The organism is Pseudoalteromonas sp. NZS100_1 (genome assembly GCF_015864285.1).
GTDB classification, from domain to species: domain Bacteria; phylum Pseudomonadota; class Gammaproteobacteria; order Enterobacterales; family Alteromonadaceae; genus Pseudoalteromonas; species Pseudoalteromonas arctica.
In genome coordinates this window covers 1-635 of sequence record NZ_JADYXN010000188.1, presented here as the reverse complement: position 1 = coordinate 635, position 635 = coordinate 1, and the positions used below count along the sequence as shown (strand labels likewise).

1 protein-coding gene is annotated in these 635 nt (G+C 54.8%); it reads left to right on the top strand.

Annotation, left to right across the window (positions count from 1 at the left end):
- Window positions 1-88 precede the first annotated feature (88 nt).
- The gene (locus I6F66_RS21275; protein WP_197209770.1) at window positions 89-520 is read left to right on the top strand and encodes a lysozyme; all 432 of its coding nucleotides are present in this window, start codon (window positions 89-91) and stop codon (window positions 518-520) included.
- Window positions 521-635 lie beyond the last annotated feature (115 nt).

The following is a 635-nucleotide window of genomic DNA, read 5'->3' as shown; positions in this document are numbered from 1 at the left end:
CATTGCTGTCATGTTACTTACTGGATTGAGAAAATAAGGGGCTGATAAGGGTCCAAAAGCCCTGATTTGAGCGCGGGCTAAGTAGTTGATGGTAACATCAACTCGGAATGGCCTTGCGCTAATCAAGCAATATGAAGGCTGCAAACTAACCGCATATCTCTGCCCGGCTAAAGTCTGGACTATCGGCTGGGGTAGAACGACAAACGTAAAACAGGGCGATACTTGCACTCAGGCACAGGCAGACGCTTGGCTGAATGAGGAATACGACGCCTTTGAAAAGAAGGTCCGTGCGCTCGTAAAGGTGCCGGTTACGGCTAACCAGCTTGGGGCGCTTGTCAGCTTCGCATATAATGTCGGTGTCGGCGCGCTGGGTTCGTCCACGCTCTTGAAGCTGCTCAACGCGAAGAACTATGTCGGGGCCGCTGGACAGTTTGCGCGCTGGAACAAGGCCGGGGGCAAAGTCCTCAACGGCCTGACAAAGCGCCGTGCGTCCGAAGCTGCGCTGTTCGTGAAATCGTAATGGCTATCTCGACCGCATCCGCGAAAGCGAAGGGCCGTGCGTTACAGCAGAAGGTGCGTGACGCGATCTTAGCCAAATATCCTGACCTGACCGCAGACGATGTGCGCTCGACGCC

Bases quoted from the DNA above. Each gene is read 5' to 3' on its own strand.
- I6F66_RS21275 (WP_197209770.1), top strand. From the start codon at position 89: ATGGTAACATCAACTCGGAATGGCCTTGCGCTAATCAAGCAATATGAA.